The sequence below is a fragment of the Persicobacter diffluens genome, from assembly GCF_036244895.1.
Classification (GTDB): Bacteria; Bacteroidota; Bacteroidia; order Cytophagales; family Cyclobacteriaceae; genus Persicobacter; species Persicobacter diffluens.
Genome location: NZ_BQKE01000011.1, coordinates 1 through 20063 on the forward strand (window position 1 = coordinate 1; position 20063 = coordinate 20063).

Genomic DNA, 20063 nt, shown 5'->3' on the forward strand with positions numbered 1-20063 from the left:
GGGTGTGGTGAAAAATGCCACTAAAGATGGTATGGTGAATTTGGAAGCTGAGGGTGATGAATATGTAGTGAAAGCTTACACAACAGGTATCTTCCCAAATGCTACCATTTGTTTGAAATCTAATGGTAAAGTGCTTTTCGAAACGCGCGTGGATATGAATCCGGAGATGAGCTTCGAGCACAAATTATCGGCAGAGATCAATATGGAGGATTGCTATTTGGCGATTCTGGATGAAAAGGGCAACGCAATCGTAGAGTGGCAAACCGCTCCTACCGAATTGAAGCCAATCCCTGATGCTGCCAAAGCGGCGAAAAAGCCCGAAGAGATCAACTCTGTTGAGCAATTGTACCTTCGTGGTTTGCACCTGGAGCAATACCGCCATGCTACTTTCAATCCGGTAGATTACTATATGGAAGGATTGAAGCGTGAGCCAAGTGATGTAAGATGTAATAATGCTATGGGCGCGTGGTATATGAAGCGTGGTCAGTTTGCTTTGGCAGAGCCTTTCTTCCGCAAAGCGATCGAAACCCTGACGGAGCGCAACCCGAACCCTTATGATGGAGAGCCGCTTTATAATTTAGGACTTTGCTTACGCTATAAAGGGGAGTTGAAAGAGGCTTATGATCACTTCTTCAAATCTACCTGGAACGGGGCATGGCAGGATTCAGGCTTCTTCCACTGCGCACAAATCGATGCCATCAACGGCAATGACATCAAAGCATTGGATTTGGTAGAGCGTTCTTTGATCCGCAACTGGGTAAACCAAAAAGCGCGTCACCTGAAGATCATGTTGTTGCGTCGTGCCAACCGCATTGAGGAGGCTTCGGCACTTATTGAGGAGAGCTTGAAAATGGATCAATTCAACTTTGGAGCGATCTACGAAAAGTACTTGATCACCAAAGACGAGACGATCTTTGCGGAGCTAAAAGAGTTGATGCGTGACTATGTACACAACTTCATCGAGTTCTCTTTGGATTATGCACAAGCAGGTTTCTATCAGGAAGCAATTGACTTTATCAATATCCACCTGAACGATAAATCAAATGTTTATCCAATGGCGCAATACTTCCATGGATACTACCATCATTTGATGGGTGCAGACGCTGAAGCCCTGGCTTCATTGGAATTAGCGGCTAAGATGGATCCGGAGTACTGTTTCCCGAATAAACTGGAAGAGTTGATTGCCCTGCAATATGCCATGTCAGTGAACCCAACAGATAGCAAAGCACACTACTATGCCGGTAATTTCTGGTACGGGGCACGTCAGTATGACAATGCCGTGACTTGCTGGGAGACCTCAAGAGACTTGGATGCTTCCTTCCCAACGGTACACCGTAACCTGGCCTTGGCTTATTATAACAAGCAAAATGACCCGCAAAAAGCACGTGTTTCTTTGGAAACGGCTTATGAGCTAGACAAAACAGACGCCAGAATCCTGATGGAGTTGGATCAGCTGTACAAGAAAATGGGCGACAGCCTGGACTTCCGCTTGTCTGTATTAGAAGCCAATCTGGAGGCAGTCAATTTCCGTGATGACTTGTACCTAGAGCGAGCAACTTTGCTGAACCTTAAAGGAGAGTGTGCCAAAGCATTGGAGTTGATCATGGCACGCCAGTTCCACCCATGGGAAGGTGGCGAAGGTAAAGTGACCGGCCAATACCTGTACGCACATATCGAATTGGCAAAAGAAGCGATTGCAGCTGGCCTGTTTGAAAAAGCAATTGATCACCTGAAGGCAACGGAGTATTATCCTCATAATCTGGGAGAAGGAAAGCTTCCGGGTGCTCAGGAAAATGACATCCATTTCTGGATGGGTGTTGCCTACGAAGGGCTTGGCGATAAAGAGATGGCGAAGCAATACTTCGAAATGGCGACCATCGGACAATCCGAACCAACGGCAGCCTTGTATTACAATGACCAGCAGCCAGACAAAATCTACTATCAGGGATTGGCACTGGAGAAGTTGGGCAGACATGACGAAGCGCGTGGCCGATACAACAAATTGGTCAAGTATGGCGAAAAGCAACTGTTTATCCCATTTGAAATGGACTACTTCGCCGTTTCTCTTCCGGACCTGCTGATCTTTGAAGAGGATATGCAGAAGCGTCACGAGCAACACTGCCATTATCTGATTGCTTTGGGTTATCTCGGACTAAAAAATAGTGAAAAATCCATGATTGCCTTTGATACCGTCTTGGGTAACGATTCCTACCACGTAGGGTCTATCATCCATAAAAAGTTGATAAATAATACCTTAGAAGTAGAGGCGTAACAACCAAAAAGGGGCTTATAATAAGCCCCTTTGTTGATTTTAAAATCATTTTATATTTTAGTCCTGTATATAATTTATCCACTATATGAGAAATCTATTTTTATTGGGATTTATTTATTTTTTCTTTTTGTCGATTTATACTTATGGGCAACAAATTATGCCAGCGGATTCTTACCTTGCGCCGGTTAAGGTGGAGTTGGAAAAAAAATGGCCTAAAAATCGTACAGTAAATATCGTATTTCATGGCCATTCTGTACCATCAGGATATTATAATACGCCTACAGTCAAAACATTAGAAGCCTACCCACACCTTACATTACAGGGTGTAAAAGCACAATATCCTAATGCAGTCGTGAACGTGATCACCACTTCTATCGGAGGTGAAAATTCTACGAGTGGCGTGAAGCGTTTTAAAAATGAGGTATTGACGCATAAGCCGGATGTGCTTTTTATCGACTATGCCCTCAACGATCGTGGTGTTTCTTTGGAAGAAGCGCGTAAGGCCTGGGAGAAGATGATTAAAATGGCCAAAAAGCAAAACATCAAATTGATCCTGTGCACCCCTTCTCCGGATAAAAGAGTGGATTTAAAAGAAGATAATACCATTTTGGACCAACATAGTGAGCAAATTCGCGCCTTAGCTAAAAAGTATGAGCTTGGATTGGTGGACAGCTATCAGGCTTTTAAAACCGCCGTAAAAAATGGCGCCACTACTGCTGATTATATGGCGACCGTTAATCACCCTAATGAAAAAGGGCATGAATTGATCGCTAAGGAAATCTTAAAATACTTCAGTAAATAGTCCTTTATACGCTTAAGTTGAGATAATGGGTTAGAGTGGTTTTCTGTTAAAAATGAAAATCACTCTATCCATTTTTATTTTTCAAAATTGATATTCCTTTCCCAAATGAATTTTATCAGGCATTTTTTATACATTCTATCATTTGTTTTTTTAGCCTCTTGTAATACTAAAGTATCAAAGCCCAATGTAGTAATCATCTATACTGATGATGTGGGTTTTGGAGATGTTGGTGTATATGGGGCTAAGCTGATTCCCACCCCTCATATTGATGCTTTGGCGGAGTCCGGACTTCGATTTACCGATGCCCATGCCGCTGCCGCTACTTGTACCCCTTCCCGTTACTCCTTAATGACGGGTGAAATGGCCTTTCGTAACCCACGAGCGGCGATTTTACAGGGGGACTCCAAAATGCTGATTCACAAAAATCAATATACGCTGGCCAATCTCTTCAAAGATGCGGGTTACCAAACCGCTATCATTGGGAAATGGCATTTGGGATTAGGCAATGGCACCATTGATTGGAACGGTCAGGTTGAGGGAACACCTAATACATTGGGTTTCGATTATTCCTATATCATTCCTGCCACTAATGACCGCGTTCCATGTGTTTATCTGGAAGATGGAAAAGTTGTGAACCTATCCGCAGATGATCCCATTACCGTTTCTTATTGGAAACGCATTCCCAAAGATACGCCGGGAACTTCCTATCCTGATGCCAGATGGAATCCGGAGGCGGTGACCCTTTATAAAGGAGATGGGCAGCACAGCTGTTCTGTGATTAATGGTGTGAGCCGGATAGGATATATGAAAGGAGGCAAAAGTGCACTTTGGAGTGATGAAAATATGGCCATTGATTTAGTAGATCGTGTCAAAAGTTATATGAAAAATCATGCGGACAGTCCCTTCATGCTCTGCTTTACAACGAGCGATATACATGCACCAAGAATTCCGCATCCAAGATTCAGAGGAGCCACTTCATTAGGATACCGTGGAGACAATATGGTACAGCTCGACTGGTGTGTGGGAGAAGTGATGAAAACCCTGAAAGAATTAGGCATTGCCGACAATACGATGGTGATCTTTTCCAGTGATAATGGCCCGATCTATCAGGATGGAGGTTATGAAGATGGCTGTGTGGATATGAATGAAGAAGTGGATCGTGGTCATGATGCTTCAGGTGTATATACCGGAGGGAAATACCGTATTTGGGAAGGAGGAACCCGTGTGCCTTTGATTGTGAACTGGCCAAAGCAAATCAAAGCTGGGGTGAGCAATGCTTTGATTAGTCAAACCGATTTTCTGGCTACTTTTGCTGAAATGCTTCAACAACCTTTGCCTCAGGATGCAGCACCGGATAGCCGAAATCTATGGCCGGCATTTAGTGGAAAAGATGCACAGGGCGCAGAGATATTAATAGAACAAGCCACCGGCTTAAAGCCGGGTTTGGCGCTTCGTCAAGGGCAGTGGAAATTAATTGAATTGCATCCGCCACACACCTGGGGAAAGCCTTTCGATCAGCGAAAAATTGTAGGTTATGAACTGTATAACCTGGCTCAAGATCCTGCGGAGAAGGTAAACCTGACGGAGACTAATCCGGATAAAGCATCGGAACTGAAATCGATTTTGATTAGTGCGAAGGCTCATACTTTGAATTAATAAAATAGAGGATTTTTTATGATTTTGATTTTCTAAAAAAATCGTATCACTATAGGTAATCACTTTTGAATCTAACTTCCTTACCACATACTTTTATCCTATAAAACAAAAGCAATTACCAGAAACAAACTCCTATCAGGAAGTGGGATTTGAATAAATTAAGTCAGGAGGGATACCAATAAAAATGGTATCCCTTCAGTGTTTTTTAGAAAATAACTATCAGCCTGTACGAAAGACTTGAGTGTTAAAAAATATCTGGGTAGGGTGTTGTAAAGACCAAAACCAGTATAATTTCAGAAGAATGAATACTAAAACATCAACTTCAGTAGGGATTGTAATCCAACTGAAGGCTACCGTACTCCGTAGAGTTTTAACCACTTCCTTAAAAAATGGTGACTTATATATTTGTATCGAAAACACCAATATACTAAGGCACCATTTATAAACATCGAAGCCCCCTTAGTTTAGCTATCCCATAAAAGGGCAGTCATTAACAAATGTCAAAAGAATTGACCTTACTTAGGCGATCGTAGCAATTTCCCCAATATGATCCGGTATTTTTTCAGAATTATAAGTCCGAGATTAGACCATGATACGCCAATTATTTCAATTACCTCTCCTTCGTTATTCAACTCAAAGACTTAGTCCCTTAAAACTGAACATAAAAGAAAACCCCCAAAACGCTAATTTTAACGAGAATTGGGGTGATTTTAAACAGTTTATCAGCCGTAATCCAGGACCTTTAATTTTTTATAACAAAACCTCATGGATAATATATTTCCCGCATAAAGGATTATTAATTAAAATCTCTCTAACGCTGGATATTATTACAGTCCTTCTGCATTACTATGGAAAAGAGCCCTAATTTCGTTCACCGAAACTTCGGTTTTAGGGTTAAACCCTTCTGAAGCAATATAGTCTTTCAAACTATATAGTAACTGACGTGCTTCTGGTCGATTTGGTAATTCATCAACCAGATCAACCCCGGCCATAAGAAGTTTCCCTTTACCAACTTTCGCCTCAAACAGCAATGCAATATTTCTATTCGTCACCCAATCATCAATGATGCGGACAATGGGTTCGGGTTGGTGCTCAAATCCTTCTAGGGAAATGGCATTGGAATGACTCATAGCATCCCACCATTGCCAGTTAGCGTGGTATTCAGTAGGGAATTGAGCAAGTGCCGGATGCTGAGGATCACAAAGGATACCCAAGGTGTGAGGTTTTTGACCATTTGTCCATGCCGTATTCCAAAACATGCTAGAGAAACCTACGGCCACTTCTCCACCATACCCTTCTTTAATCGAACCTTTTTTAACGGTTAGCAATACACTTTTACCTTGCTTCAGCGCTTTAATGGCCTGATTATTTAAGGTCTGCACAATAAGGACTTCGTCATCAACCTGCGGTAATTCTGCAGGATAAACCCAGAAATCCCAGTTATTACGGAATCCACCAACTTCAACTTCAAGCTGAAATTTCGAAGCCCGATCTACTTTAAAACGCTCACGGATCAAACCTAAGTTGATATTGTGGCCCCAGGGAATATCTTGTGAAATAAACTGCCCTTGACGAACAACCTGACCATTAACATCTCTAATTTTCCACTCCGGCACAGCGTCTTTTAGCTCAAACTCACCGTAGTGAGCCACTTCAATCGCCGCCTCAATATTCTCCTCATCTGTAAAAATCATTTTCTTGAAACGAGCCAAGGCAACCGTTTCATCACAGAATTGTCTAAAGACCTCTGGTTTTACATAGCCCTTCTCCTCATAGAATGCATCAAGCACCCCCACCAAGGCAGTACCTTGCCCGGGAAAATCACTAAGATCTAATAATTGAAAACCGGAGAACCCCGGGGTACGAAGCGCGGCTTCAATATCGGCCTTATAACACAGTACCTGAAGCTTTCCGGAAGCATTAACATAATCATCAGCCAGATGCAACAACCCTTTACTTTCCAGGCTTTTTTGGAAAATCTCAAAATTGGTCGCTTTGAGCACCCCATCATATTTTGAAATTTCTTTAAAATTGGGATAGACACACCACTGCCCGGTTTCATGGGCAATCATAGGCGAATTTAGATCCTTAACCGTTGCTTCAAAATCATAATCACTACGCGGGGGTTCGGAATTGATCACACTTTTCAAATTTTGATTCCACCCCTGAATTCGAGTCCCACGATGGGTATTATGAAAATCGTTTTCCGGAATCAAAGGCCAACCCGCTCCTGTGGAATATAGCCGACGACCATCCCCCTTACTTTTCCAGTATTTCACAAATTCAATCAGGTATTCTTTGTGATATTGCCCATGAGGTTCATTTCCATAAGGCATCAAACAGAAAGAAGGGTGATTGCCATAGGCGGCAACCATACGTTCACTTTCATCATAAACCCATTGATCTAAGGCCGTGCTATCTCCAAGAACAGTAGCCCACGCCGAAGCTTCCACCTGAAAATAGAACCCTAGCTTATCCGCGGCATCAAAAGCAGCCTTGGGTGGGCACCAGGAATGAAAGCGAATATGATTCAATCCGTGAGCTTTACATACATTAAGAATGCGCTCCCACGAACCTATATCCGTGGGTGGGTACCCAGTCTTCGGAAATACCGCACAATCTAGAGTTCCCCGGAGATATACCGGACGGCCATTAATCCTAATATCTTTTTCATTGGCGATGATCTCACGGACACCAAACGTTCCGATCCACTGATGATCATCTCCCCCGGCATTCAGTTGCAAGGACAATTGGTATACATTCGGATGGTACTCATCCCAGAGAAGAACGTCTTCCCCCAATGGGTATATCACCTGTAGCGTATCTATATTCAAAGGAGTCGTAAAATCAATCGTTTTTGCTTTAATTTTATGCTCCTTCCCATCTGTTATCGTTTCTGCCTGTATCTCAATACTCCCGGAAGTTTGAATTCCGGATGAATTATTCAGTATGATCTCAAGTCGAGCCGTGTTGGTTGCTAAATCTGGGAAAATATTAACTCCTTGCACATGAACCACAGGTCGCTTAACAAGCTTAATCTCACCTATTATTCCATTCCAGTTACTTTGAGTATTATCGGAGATACTATGTGCATCGATACCAACCTCAACATCCCTGACGCTATTGTCCACACAGATGGTGATGATATTTTTTCCAGCCTTAAATGCCTGCCCAAGCTCATACCGATGCGCAACCCCTAAAGCGTTACTCCTCCCTAAAAATTCACCATTTACCCAAACAGAAGATTCCCAATGGGGTCTTTCTAACATCAATTCGACGCATTTTCCTTCCCATTCGTCAGGAACGGTTACCTCCTTTTGGTACCACGCCCGACCCGTATAATGAAAATCTGAAACTAACCAAAATGGAAATCTAAATTTATCATCTCCCAAGAATGGGGCATAATTTTCATCATTATACCATTGATTTCCGTCCTCATATTCTTTCCAGATATTACCTGTAAATTTGGTATCGAACCCAACCGGATCCCCAAAATGCTGCTCCTGCATCGAACCCGGAAGAATAATATTATCATCAAGCACCCTGGCATACCATTGTTCCGAAATACCAACATCCAGACTATCGATCTGAAAACGCCAATTGCCCGAAAGATCAATTTCGGAAGAGTTTGAATGAGTACAACCCATAAATTGACATAAAAACAGCAGCGCACCTAACATCCGGTAGCTTGAAACTAAGCCTGATCTATAGGCCACGAATCGCTTCCACACTAATTGTAGATCACTTTTGATTCGAAAAATATTCATATACTCACTAAAAAAATATGCATTTAAATTTCTATTCCGACATATTGGATCCGGAAGTAGACAAAGTAGGCCAATAATTATAGATTAAAAAATAGAGAATATTTGGGCTTTAATGGACGCTATAAGGCAAACACACTAAATTTAAATTATTGAAAAGTTGGTTCATTTTTGTTTATGAATACACCAACTGCCTTTTTTAGAAGTTGAAGACCCTCGTCAGGAGTGGAAATGTCTTCATCCATTAAAAAATGTCCCTTTTATCGCTTTAGCGATGATTTTGAAGATATGGAAATTTTCTGCGAGCAAAATTATATATAGTAGAGCGAATTTCTTGACTTATCTAATAACATCCCGCCTCATGATACATTTAATCGAGTTCTACAGAAATTACGGCCAGAATCTCTATTATATAGCCTTAAAGAAGATCGGCTACAATTGCTGTATATTATAAATGAACCGCAAGTGATTTTAGATGGCAAATAAACTAAAAGGAGTTTCACGAAATCAAATAGAATTCGAAAAAAGTCATCAGATAGTTAAGGGTGCATTCATATGCCATAACCCCAAAAAATTTGACTTAATTGTTGAAAAAGAACTTGGAAGGTATGAAGAGCGCAAATGCTCAATAAATTTAATGGCGTATATGCGTGAAAACTATTGTTAGAATTGAGAGTATTCGAAATACAAAAGGGCATGAAAGCAAACAAGTCAAATTCTAAATAAGTTCAGAAGAAATTTCAGACCTAAAATACTACAATTTATTATCGAGAGAACATTGGAGTATAGAGAATCAATTGAATTGGCATTTAGATGTAACATTTAATGAAGACACTTTTAGGTCCAGGACTGATAATTCCGCTGAAAACCTAAATATTCTGCAAAAAATTGCACTCCAAATAATTTCTAGACTGGATAATAAACTCAATAATAAAAAAGAGGACACAAAGCCTAAATGGATTATAACGACCTCATATACATAATATCCTGATGCGTTTTACCTTAAATCAAATTGAACAGTTTTTTAATAAGCTACATAAGCACTACACTGATGAAATTGACATGAAAACTTCTACACTCAATACGGTTTTAGAACCCCTGATGATAGTTTTTCTGGGCGGGATTGTCGGTTTTAAATTGATTACGATGTACCTGCCGATGTTTTCGTTGACCAGTCGATAGGATTTTAACCCCTACCCTTCCAAACAAACCACTTTCTTCCCGTCAAAAGCAATTCCGAGTTTCATCACTTTTGATCGTCCCTGTTGTTGAAGCATGGCCGCATATTGAGAGTTTTCAATTTGTTGCAGTGCTTCTTCGGCTCTTTCTTGCAGGCTTTCTTTTCCGGTAACTCCGCGTTTGAATTCAAAAATCCAGCCTTTTTTGTCATCAGGGTCTTTGGGGTAGATAATCATATCTGCACGTCCATATCCGGATTCAGGATTGGATTTTACCACGTACTTATCCGTCAGATGCGCCATCAATCCAAGGATGAAAGCATGGTAAATCTTTTCTGACTGACGTTGATTAGTGACATCAAAATAACTGAATGAATTTAACAGGTAATCCTTCAGACAATCGGAAAAACTATCAAAATCCTGATTAAGCAAAGCTTCTAGTAAATCTGATCCCTGAACATATTCTTCTGCAGAATTCAGAAATTGCTGAAGCAGTTTTTCATATACCGTAAACACCTCTTCATTCGGTACCCGTAATCTGGCCGGAATACGGGACAATTCACTCACCCCGTCTTTCATCGGCATCTCCTCTACAGTCAGGTAACCGCTAAAAAGGAGTAAGCCCAGCACGGTTTGGGTCTCGGCTCTTTCCAAAGACTCAAATATAGTATCGGCACTTATCAGCGATTCGATGGATTGCCGGTTCATCAATGCGACCAGCATCTGGCTTGTTTTCCGGTCTACTCTCGGTAAAAGTTCCTGCAATAATTGGTGTTTGGAAGTGTTCGCCCAGAACGAACGAAGACCCCGATCAGGATAACTTAAATAGTTGATAATGGACCATGGATTATAGATTTTCTTTGTTAATCCAAAAGTATAACCATTATACCATCGGTCAATTTCCTTTTTTTGCTCTGATAATTTAAAATCCGAAAGTAGTTGATCCACCTCGGACTCGGTCAGGCCAAACTTATCTGAAAAGTCCAGATCCACTACGGTGGATACCACCATATTATTCAATCCCGAAAAAATATTTTCTTTAGCCACCCGGAGAATACCAGTGACCATGGCTTTATGATATTCGCTATTATCTTTCAGTCCTTTAGAGAAAAATCCTCTCAGGAAATTTACCATCTCCTCCCGGTAACCATATTCATGCGCATACAAAATAGGAGAATCATATTCATCAATCAAAACCACCGGTTTAACGCCATGATAGGCTTTCAGTGCTATGATTAAACGTTGCAGGCACAACTCCAGCGCTTCTTCTTTTATCTCTCCTTCCACTATGGAATTAAAATAATCCCGATGAAGCTTCAATACTTTATCGGAAGTCAACAGGTAAGGCATTTTCTCAACCAAAAAATCCTGTAGAAGCAAGCGGAGGGAGTTAATGGATTTTTCAAAAGTGGATTGCTTCCAGTCTTTGAAGGATAGAAAAATAACCGGAAATTTCCCCTGAAGCGGCCATGCTGTTGAATTTTGCACCTTTAAAGTCTCGAATAACGGCCTGTTTTCTTCAGCATGATCCACATCCAAAAAACAATGAATCATGCTCATATTAAGCGTTTTCCCAAAACGGCGAGGACGAGGAACCAGAAACACGTTGTTAGTGTTGACCACCAAAAACTCTTCTAACAATAGGGTTTTATCTACATAATAAGATTCACTATTGATTAATTCCTTAAAGTCCGATATGCCGATAGGAAATTTTTTCATGCTTGATAACACGCTCCTAATGAGTGTAAAATACATTCTATATTATGGGAATGCCTTGATTTTCAAGGAAAGGGCGATCTTATATCTATAACTCCTCTTCCAATGCCTGAATCATTCTTTTAATCTGCTCAATTAGCGCCTTCTTTTCCTCCTGATTTTTGTGTTTAGCAATTTTCAGAAAAGTGCTTTCTACACTTTTGCTGGTTTTCTCGATAAAAGTTTTTGATTGTTTTGGCTTGGGGCTCTCCTCTACCCCATTCGTTTTACCAATCGCCATTACTTCCGCTTTGGTATAAGGTGCTTTTTCATCACTCACCCCAATCAATGCCTGGAATTCAGCTTCTTCCAAACGAGACTTTAAAATACTCGCTCCTTTGAAGTACAGGACCGCATTGGATATGGTATTTTCATGGCAGTGATATCGTTTAGCAAAGGTTTTTAACAAATCGGTTTCTCCCCTATCTTGTGCCGCTACATATTCCTGCCCCATTAAATACGTTTTGTAGTTGGCACTGATATTCCGGCGAGCCATCTGCTTTTTATTCATATAAGCAAAAACCGGATCCAGCGATTGAAGCGAGATTCCCTTCAGCTCTTCCACTTCAAAGACGGGTATCTTATCATCCGTTAATTTTTTCTCTAGGAATAGCGTCTTTACACATTTTAATCGATGGTGCCCATCGACTAAAATCACCTTCCCTGTGGCATCCTTGAAGGTAGCTAAAGGATCCACAATTCCTCTATGTTGTATATCCTCTTTTAAAAGCGTTACCTCTTGTTCTGATAATAGGGCGATATGAGATTCAATTTCCGGAAGGGTAATTAACTCTTCTGCAGAAATCATCCCGTATTTTTTATATTCCTTCGCGGCTTCAGAACGTGCCATTAAATTAGTGTTCTGAAGTGGATTTGATGATGTACTGCGCTTATTGATTTTCATTTTCGTATTTGTTAATTACCGCTAATATCTCTTCTGTCAATTCGGAAAAATCTCCATTCATATCAAATATCGCTTTCACCTGTCCTTTATTAATCCCCTCTATTTCTCCATTCTCAAAGGCATTACAGAAGCTGGAAGTGTCCCGGAAGTAAAGCTCAAAAGATTTTTTTGCCCCCACACTCTCTTTTATGCCATTTTCAAAAACATAGGTGCCATCTTTTTCAATAGCGGAGGCTACCGCCAGCATGGAATCTATCTCATATTGTACATTCGATCGGATGCGGTTAAAAAATGCTCCACCGAATTTCAAATTCATATTATCCCGATAACAACGACGTAAATATTCTTGCGCCATAATATATCCATCCCACGACATAGAAGAAGGGTTCATCACCATAAACATATACTCTGCCACTAAGAATATAGGATCTGAATGACAGTCGCGCATGGTGGGGCGCATATCAAAAATGATAAAATCATAATCTCTGGATACCGACTGAATAGGCTCTTCATAAGATCGAATTTTTTCATTCACTGTTAAAATTGGCGTGGTTTCAAATTCCACCATCTTTCCATAAGAGGGTAAAATATCTAACCCACTCACATATTTTGCCGGAACTATAGCGTCTCGGATGTCGATTTGCTTCGTCAGTACATCGAATAGATCGTGCGGACTGTCTTCTTTTGAGATGGAAAAGTTACGGGTAGTGTTACCTTGATAATCCGAGTCAATTAATAGTACTTTTTTCCCCTTTGCGACAAGCTGCCCACAGATATGATTAGAACAAGTGGACTTTCCTACTCCTCCTTTCTGATTCCAAATGGCAATGATCTTTGCTTTTGGTTTTACCAAATCCAATAAATCATCCTGAGTAACCTTATAAAATTTAGCCAGAAATGGAAAAATCTTTTCATAATGAGCAGGCCCAAATACAGTTTCCTCATTAAGTACTTTTTGAATGGTACTCCTTGCAGTATTGGTTTCCTCTACCAGGAGGGAAATGTTAATTAGTCTTTTGTTGACTTGCACCCATCTGGATAATCCGAGCGTTAATAGTTCTAAATCCATAAGCCTTATTCCGTCCACAAATTTTGTGGATGATGATAAAAAATTTACACAAACAATCTTTATTCCTGTACAAATGCTAAGATATGGTATTTTTTTTACACAAAACAATCCTCGTCCACAAATTTTGTGGACGCTTCAACCTAAATAATGCCTGCTTAAATCCTCGATTGGTTGTAAGGAAAAAAAATGAAGGATTAGTTCGTTATTTTGACATTTTTCAAGGAAGCAGATGAGCGAGAAAAAAGATACTCACCTAATTTGGGTTATAAAAAATTAGCAGCAGCATTTGAAATATATTACAAAGTAATTCCTGAGTTGTATTCATTAAACCTATCGATGCATAATTCAGGTTAATTCGATCAAAATTGGAGCGGAATAAAAACCTCCATCACCTTTGACTATCATTTAGGGCAAAATGCTTTACTATCAAAGCATGGCATCAAGACTATCATCATACCCTCGTAAAATCCTGGAAAGTTTTTGAAGCTGAGCGTACATGCCCTTCATATAATTTTTCATCAAAGTTTCGCTCTGATGATTAGCTTCAAGAAGTTCCAAAATACGATCACCATCAGCGCGCGTCATGGGTTTCTTTTTATCAGGAGTAGCGAAAGATTTTACTCCACTAAATGCTGCTGTACCCACAAAATTTTCAGCCACTCTGGTCCATTGAAATTTCAATGTTTCTTTTTTATTTGCTTCCAAATCCTGAATAACATGAGAGAGCTTCGAATTCATTTGGATCAACTCTTCTTTATGTTGGTTCCGAATTTCTATCAACCTATTTTCCGGTATCCCCCCGGACTTATATTCATTGCTGTTGATGATTTTATCCATTGATTCACTCATTCCGTTTAGTTGCTGGAGCAAATCCTGAATGTCATTATTCTGATTCAAGTTGGGAAATGAAAAAGCCGTTTTATTAAACCTATCGGCGTAACGCTCCGGATGACGCTCATAGCATTTTTGAACTTTACAGGAATTACTACAATAGTAATTATTAGCTCGGGAAGGAAAAAACAAGTTACCACAATAGTTACATTCCCGACCAAAAATAATCTTCTTGCCGTTTTTTATACAGGGTTTTCCATCAATATAAAAGAACTGTTCATCTTGATTATCCATAGATATTCCGTTAACGTTAATTAATGTTAACCGATTTCAATAATCCACCCCAACCATAAAACATAAATACCTGTGTAGAATTGAAACGAGTTAAATTTACATATTATTCGGTTTTGTGATCCCTATATTCTTCTGATGATGTTTTTTTGAAATATTATTTTTACGATAATCTAGCCTCTCCCTATTGCGGAGAAAACCTTAATTCCGCTAATAATTCCCCAAATTTCATTTTGTACTTTTACAGTAAAAAAATTAGTGCAGTATTGAAAGCGTGTTTAAACCGGATTCAAATGTTGATTCATAAATATCTTTAGATCCCAATCTTTTGGCTCTCCATATTTTTTTAACAACCAACCCTGATACATAATCAGTGCATCCTCATTCGGACCTTCTTCCGATTCCCAAAATTTTAAATACAATTGCCTGTGTCGCTTGAAATCCTCATTAAATTCCAACTCCAAAACATATTCTGATCGCTCTTCCTCAGAATCATGAACTGCAAAAATCTCCTTTCTTCGCCTTTTATTATTTACTCCAAATTGCTCCTTCAGTTTCTCCTCCATTTCTTCCTGAGATTGCATGACCAAAATCCGCTCTTGTTGCTTCTTTTGACTATCCATTCCCAAACGCTCACGCTCCCATTCAGTGCCCCACCATTCCTCTTTTAAACCTTTATACAAATAGCCCATTGGATTACTCACTTTTTCCTTCCCCTCTATTTTAGATATGGCAAAATCCACCAACGGTTGACCATATTTCTGAACCATAGCTTTATAAGCACTCTGCTTAACCCAGGAAGGATGATTACCGGTAATAACCGGTGCGTCTGAAGCTTCGGTAGCCTCCGCTGATTCTGGAACTTCAGTGGGAGTCGAACAATTTTCAAAATCAATATCTAAAGTATTTCCCTCTAATACCATTGAACCCCGGATGTTCAATTCATCCTCCTCTTTCAGAATGGCAGATGGATTAGCAGAAATATTGAAAATAATAGTGTCTATTTTCCTTCCCAGCCTAACTTCTTCATAACAAACTAAAAGATCTGTATATTCATTAATTTCATTAATGGCCACCTCTAACACCCTCCGTTTAAAAGAAGGGTAGTGGTTTTGATATTTGGTACCTAAATTCAAAAGCTCCCGTAATCTTTGGTAACTCAATGACCTCGTTTGTATCTTAGGATAGAATTGCTGGAATAACTCATAAAAGCGAACACTGTAAACGCTCTGTAGCTTATAAACATTCTGAAGTAAGTACTGGGTGTAGTTCCCTTCTTTTAATTGTAACAAAAAGGGCTTCATTTCATTTGCAAAACGAACTCGTATAAAGTCCTCCCTCTTATTACCCTGAGCCAGGGTAATTAATGGAAAGGAAATCCACTTATCTCCCTCTTCAATATATATGGCGGTATTGGTTAAGCCTATTGCGGCTTTCCTTACACGGTCATAACCTGAACCGATTCGATCGCCAGACTTAATCCCCAGCACGTCCCTGATGTTAATCCGATGTTCCTTAAAACTAATATCCTCCTTGGTGAGTCTGGATGCCAGCAACATAATAATCCGGTGCTGAGTGAGAGAAAGGTCCTCTTTCGCGTTGACCAGTTTGTTATGCTTTACGATTCTGTAATTGGAATACTCCTTGGGAAAATAATTCATAATGCTACAATTGCCGCTTGTGACAAAAAAGTGAAAAATCGTGTCTATTGAGTGATTTAGATAAAAAATTCGAGGTTTAGATTGTACTTAAACTTTAAAACCAAAAATTACTCCCAAAGGAACTAGTCACTCATACGTCACATAAATGTTAAAATATTAGGAAAAAATTTCAAATCCAAATTGCCTTATCGGCCCTATATCGCTTTGTATCTTACTTTTTACTTATTTTTATTAATCTTTCTCATTTTACGCGAATTTATATAAATTTTTTTTCATAATCACTCATTTGTCACAGTTGGATATTTTTTGTCACAGTTAAGAAAATTGAAAATACTTTTTGTCACAGGACGGATACTTTCTGTCACAGATAGGATACTTTTAGTCACACGAAAATACTTTTTGTCACAGTTAGTCATATTTTTGTCACAGTTGGATACTTTTTGTCACAGATAATCGCCCTTGTAGGTACCTAGAAGGCCATTTTTTTTCAATTTCTGAAACCCGAAAACAATTAAAACATTTAAAACAAAAAAACAACAACAGGAAAACCAATCACTTTTTTGTCACAGTTGTAGTTTTCTTTTTTTAAAGTTATCTTTTAGCGATTAGGGTGTACGATCAAATCTACTAAAAAGTCACTATAAGCATTCTGTTGAGCTGAAGAGAAAGGATCAATGTGAGAATGTTGTTCCAAGCCAAAGTTAAATTAGCTCAAAAAGCATTTTAAAGCGCACCAGAGGCCTAAACAAAAATAAGGTACCCAAACCATCATAATTCAAAAAAAGCGCTCTAAGAGCCTCTTATGGTGCAATAATTGGATTTGAAATATAAAGTCAAAGATTGTGTGTTAAAAAAAATTGTATTTAATCTATTATTGCGCTCTTTTATGAAAAAATTAATGTTGCGCAAAATGATGAAAATTTGCTTTTTGAATTAACAAACAAATGCAGGTTAATCCGCTTCGATTCATGCCACCCATTTCACTCCAATAGGTGCCAGTCATTTCGGATCGTATTGTGCCATTTTATTCAGCCTATGTTTTACCTGCTTCAGGAAATGACTTCCGCCTTAAACCAATCCAGGTTTCGCTCCTGTTCACTGAACTGCATACCAATCAGAACAATCTTCCGGCCATCATTCAAATACGGTTCGTAATATCGCTTTTCATGAATTTGTTCCAGAGCTTCTCCTCTCTCATTTCCTTCCGGCTTTGGCGCATTTACCTTGAACTCCAGCACATAAATATGGGTGGGTGTTTCCATCACCATGTCGATCCGTCCTTTGGAGTTGGATTCTTCCGTCCGGAATTTCAACCCAAGACCTGCGAGAAAACTGAACATCACTGAGGCGTAATAACCTTCATATTTATGGATGTTGTTCTGGACATAATTGTTATAGGGTATGGCAGAAAACATCGCGCGAATATTGTTTTCAAAGCCCGATAGGTCATTTTTGAATAAATTTCTTACCGCCTCACTCCGCTTCAGAAGTCTGTTAGATTCCACTGAGGTCAGGCTGATGAGGAAGAGCATATTCAGGCTCATTCGGATCTCCCGGTTGGGGGAGGCAAGCACATAGCTCTTCCCTCCAAAGGGCTCCTGAATTACCTTTTTTATAGTCAGGTATCCTGCCTGCCAAAGCAAGGAGGGTAAGTTCAAATTACTCAGGGTAAACTGCTTAAGTTCCTGAGAGGACAGCTCAATACCTTCCAGATCATAGGTTTCATAGCTTCCTTTCTCAAACATTTTGGCTAAAAAACCAGGTTGGCCAGAATCCCACCAATAATTATCGAAACTTGCGCCTTTATCTAAAAACATCAAAATCCCGAAGGGATTATAGACTTTATCACCCAGATAATTATACCCATTGTACCATGTCTTTACCTCTTCAGTATCTACCTGATCAAAATAATCGCCAAAGCAGTTTTCCAACTCACTTTGGGTAAAGCCACAAATGGAAGCATAACGCTGATCAAGCGTAATATCATTAAAATTATTCGCCCCGCTAAATAAGCCAACGCCCGTGAATTTGGTAATACCAGTCATGAAACAAAAACGAATGTACTGATCCGAGGCTTTGATAGCGGAATAAAAACCACGTAGAACGTCCAGGGAATTCGAGGCTAAATGGTCATCATTTGAAAGGGTATCTTGTATCGGTTTGTCGTATTCATCGATAAGAACAACGACTTTTTGGTTAAATTTAAGATATAGCTTTTCAATTAATTCCCCCAATTTTGGTCCTAATCCTTTTAAGCTCAGGTCTTCATATTGTAATCCATACTTCAAACAGTTTTTGGATAAGGAGTTTTGCAGCTGGTCATTTACGGATTTAATATTTTCATAATTGATACCACTCAAATCAATACGAATCACCGGAAACTTTTCTGACCAATCCCACTTATCATGAATATACAATCCTTCGAATAGTGCTTGTTTGCCTTCAAAAAGGGCTTGCATCGTGGAACATAGCATCGATTTACCGAAACGCCGAGGTCGGGAAAGGAAATAATAACCATAACCTTTAGCCATCTCATAAACATGTTCAGTTTTATCGATGTAAAGATAATTTTGATTAGATTCTTTGAGTTTTTCAAATGTCTGAACACCGATCGGTAATGCTTGTCTTTGACTCATGGATAATCCATTATTGGTATGGTTCTTAAAGATACTTAATTTCGTGGAAATACAACGAATTGATAGAACTGGCCGTCTCTATTGGTTATTTTACAGCTTCATCTCTCCATTTCGCAATACTCACCCGACTCACCCCAGTAAGTCGATGAATTGCCGTAACCGATTTCCCGGATTCCAAATGCGCCATCACGCTATCGTACTGATGGTGTTTCCGGATGTTTTTCGAGCCAGGCTTCCGGCCTTTAAACTTTCCTTCCACCTTGGCCAGGGCGATACCCGCGAGGGTTTTTTCTTTAATAACTTCCCGTTCAAATTCCGCAAACTCCGCCAGCACCCCGATGATCATACGGGTAGCAGGTGTTAAAGACCAACGATCATTGAAACAAACCAAGCCTTGGTTTTTAATAATCACCTGCACCTTTCTGCGACCAAACCAATTGATCGCTTGCTTCACGTCTTCCGCTTTCCGACCGAAACGGTCCAGGCGGGTAACCTCTAGTTCCGAGATCTTACCCGCTTCAATAGCGCGGGTTAATTTCTTAACGGCGGGCCGCTCAAAAAACGGGATGGTGCCGGAACACTTATCGATGAATTCTTTGCCTTCTCCTTTTTGGATGGCGATGTTCTGTCCTTCGGTAGATACTCGGATGTAAATTGCCTTCATTTTGAAAAAATTTGAACGGGTAGGGTAGTGGTTTTCGGTAAAGATCAAAAAAAATCAGAATACCAGCAAGTTATGGTATTCCGAATTTGTATATTATTAGGCTGTGCTTTAAATATTTACGAACCGATAAAAGAATCGCGCAATTACCTTATTCTTAAATCCCCCCAATCAAAAGAGGTAGATAGCCAAAAGTTACCGTTGTTATAATATACCAACCAACAAAAGATCAATGAATTTTTGAGTATTCAAATTTCATTCCTATAAACCAACATCTAAAGTCGCATCGAAGAACTGACCCAAAATTGAAACCATAGATTACACTCATTATAACCGAAGTATCGCGACTCGTTCGAATTTAACCACCAATGAAAATGATGTCGCTTTCTAATTTAAAATTGAATTAGTTTTAATAATCAGCTAAGGAATGATTTTTTTAGTCATTACAGGGGTCTACTTTATAATAGACTTACAAGCATTGAATCACGGTGTGAAAATCGTAATATTCTCCATATTTTCATGACGATGTTCCATTTTTGGGTAGCTATTATCTAGCTAAATTAGCAAAATATTAATTGAACAT

12 protein-coding genes are annotated in these 20063 nt (G+C 39.6%); 4 read left to right on the forward strand and 8 right to left on the reverse strand.

What is annotated here, in order from left to right:
• The 3 genes from AAA970_RS27165 to AAA970_RS27175 all read left to right on the forward strand — a co-directional run.
• Positions 1-2272: tetratricopeptide repeat protein (locus tag AAA970_RS27165; protein WP_338240101.1), on the forward strand; the 2272-nt coding region annotated here is incomplete at its 5' end.
• Between the two features lie 85 nt (positions 2273-2357).
• Positions 2358-3074 (forward strand): SGNH/GDSL hydrolase family protein, encoded by a 717-nt coding sequence (locus tag AAA970_RS27170; RefSeq protein ID WP_338240102.1) that lies wholly within the window; start codon positions 2358-2360, stop codon positions 3072-3074.
• A 105-nt stretch (positions 3075-3179) separates the two neighbouring features.
• Entirely contained in the window at positions 3180-4730 is a 1551-nt protein-coding gene (locus AAA970_RS27175) for a sulfatase family protein (protein WP_338240103.1), read from the forward strand.
• A gap of 827 nt (positions 4731-5557) precedes the next feature.
• On the opposite strand, the gene AAA970_RS27180 is transcribed toward AAA970_RS27175, so the two are convergent.
• A complete protein-coding gene (locus AAA970_RS27180) occupies positions 5558-8497 on the reverse strand; it encodes a glycoside hydrolase family 2 protein (protein WP_338240104.1) in 2940 nt (979 codons plus the stop codon).
• 987 nt (positions 8498-9484) lie between these two features.
• Between AAA970_RS27180 and AAA970_RS27190 the strand changes: the two genes are divergently transcribed.
• Entirely contained in the window at positions 9485-9676 is a 192-nt protein-coding gene (locus tag AAA970_RS27190; protein ID WP_338240105.1) for a type II secretion system F family protein, read from the forward strand.
• Positions 9677-9687: 11 nt separating this feature from the next.
• Here AAA970_RS27190 and AAA970_RS27195 read toward each other — a convergent pair whose 3' ends face one another.
• The 7 genes from AAA970_RS27195 to AAA970_RS27225 form a co-directional block, all read right to left on the reverse strand.
• On the reverse strand, positions 9688-11391 hold the full coding sequence (locus AAA970_RS27195; RefSeq protein ID WP_338240106.1) for an AAA family ATPase: 1704 nt from the start codon (positions 11389-11391) through the stop codon (positions 9688-9690).
• An 85-nt stretch (positions 11392-11476) separates the two neighbouring features.
• A complete protein-coding gene (locus AAA970_RS27200; protein WP_338240107.1) occupies positions 11477-12331 on the reverse strand; it encodes a ParB N-terminal domain-containing protein in 855 nt (284 codons plus the stop codon).
• Complete coding sequence (locus AAA970_RS27205) at positions 12318-13400, reverse strand: ParA family protein (RefSeq protein WP_338240108.1); 1083 nt, start codon at positions 13398-13400, stop codon at positions 12318-12320. The genes AAA970_RS27200 and AAA970_RS27205 overlap by 14 nt, the downstream gene beginning before the upstream one ends.
• A gap of 426 nt (positions 13401-13826) precedes the next feature.
• Positions 13827-14525, reverse strand: a complete 699-nt coding sequence (locus tag AAA970_RS27210; protein ID WP_338240109.1) for a hypothetical protein — start codon at positions 14523-14525, stop codon at positions 13827-13829.
• 275 nt (positions 14526-14800) lie between these two features.
• Positions 14801-16183 (reverse strand): replication initiation protein, encoded by a 1383-nt coding sequence (locus tag AAA970_RS27215; protein ID WP_338240110.1) that lies wholly within the window; start codon positions 16181-16183, stop codon positions 14801-14803.
• A 1049-nt stretch (positions 16184-17232) separates the two neighbouring features.
• Entirely contained in the window at positions 17233-18819 is a 1587-nt protein-coding gene (locus AAA970_RS27220; RefSeq protein ID WP_338240111.1) for an ATP-binding protein, read from the reverse strand.
• A gap of 85 nt (positions 18820-18904) precedes the next feature.
• Entirely contained in the window at positions 18905-19483 is a 579-nt protein-coding gene (locus tag AAA970_RS27225) for a recombinase family protein (RefSeq protein WP_338240112.1), read from the reverse strand.
• Between the last annotated feature and the right edge of the window lie 580 nt (positions 19484-20063).